General features: G+C 35.5%; 2 protein-coding genes and 1 pseudogene. All 3 read right to left on the bottom strand.

Annotated elements, in window-relative coordinates; all coding sequences use genetic code 11:
* Positions 1-254: 254 nt before the first annotated feature.
* The gene (locus AMDU4_RS05820) at positions 255-515 is read right to left on the bottom strand and encodes a type II toxin-antitoxin system RelE/ParE family toxin (protein ID WP_021786701.1); all 261 of its coding nucleotides are present in this window, start codon (positions 513-515) and stop codon (positions 255-257) included.
* Complete coding sequence (locus tag AMDU4_RS05825) at positions 509-790, bottom strand: AbrB/MazE/SpoVT family DNA-binding domain-containing protein (protein ID WP_021787056.1); 282 nt, start codon at positions 788-790, stop codon at positions 509-511. The genes AMDU4_RS05820 and AMDU4_RS05825 overlap by 7 nt, the downstream gene beginning before the upstream one ends.
* Before the next feature lie 246 nt (positions 791-1,036).
* Positions 1,037-1,340, bottom strand: a pseudogene (locus AMDU4_RS05830) (hypothetical protein); the annotation flags it as partial.

Here is a 1,340-nt window from a genome sequence, read left to right on the forward strand (position 1 = left end):
TTGGTTTGCAGAATAGAAAGGGACGTTATACTGATTATTCTTATCGTTGTCTAGGATTGGTCCGTTAATATTGCCATCCTCATATACTTCTTCATATGTCTGCAAAAACGCCCAATTTGAGTAGCGCTCATTAATTCTCTTCACATTTATTCACAAACTACAAGGGCGACCAGCGATCAAAGTTGCTCTGCAACTCTCAAATTCAACTTCCAAACCAGAAAATACCTTAACATTCATACTCTTCTAAATTCCCTTTAATCATAGACCCTGCTCCTGTTCTCAAACCGTAAAAGAATTAGAGTGTTTTCATTTATTGCATAAATAAGTCCAAATGGCGGTATTCTAACGGTTCTTTCTCCATTGAGCACATAACTGAGAGGCTTTCCAATTTCTGGATTCTCTACAATTTTCCTTATGTTTTTCTCTAACCTATCTTTCACACTTTTATCCTTTATCCTCTTCACATCGTGTTCGAATTTAGACGTGTAGACGATTTCGTCTATGCGTATTACCATTCTCTGAACTCTTTGAAGAATTCGTTTTTTGAACGGACTTTGTATTTTCCTTTATCGATGTCTTCCCATGCTTCCTCAATAAGTTTGAGTGTCATCATATCTTTGGAAGATATATTAGAACTTACTTTTTTCAATATAATCAAGTCATCTTGTGCGGTGATGGCGAGCAGGCTTCCGCTGCCAATATTAAGCTTCTTTCGTATCTTTGAAGGGATCACTATTTGTCCCTTTGAACTTGTTTTAGTGAATTCCGTTTCAAACTCATCATCAGTCATTATGTAAGAATTTCTTACCTATATTTAAACATATCCATCAATGAAGCCCTGAATAGTCACATATACAACAGGCAATACTGGTACAATTGCACATATATGCCATACCCGCCATTATCAAGAATAACTGAGTATTTCATAAATACGAAAATAAATAGCCAGGATGAAATCTTCCCAAACCCTGTTGCACGTACAATAAGGTTACTTATAACCAATTGTATATTTCTAGCCCAACTTTAATTTTAACTCTTATGAAACTTCCCGGGCAAAAAAAGGTACAAGCATTTCATCGCAACTCAACCCTCCATGCATGCCTATCAAAGTATTGGACTGATTTCCTGGATCAATAAGTTTTAATGAAGAATCAAAAATACTGGTAGAATTCCTTGAAATTAATATAATGTCTCCCAGAAAGCTTGTGTCTCCATTCACACTTTTTGGAGTTCCAAAAAATCCTTCTGCCAGCATTTGTTTGCTCAGGACTGGAATAAAATATTTTTCATATTTCTCAGATAGGTAATCCATTGTAGTTTCTATCATACCATCTTTTACC

The organism is Ferroplasma sp. Type II (genome assembly GCF_000496155.1).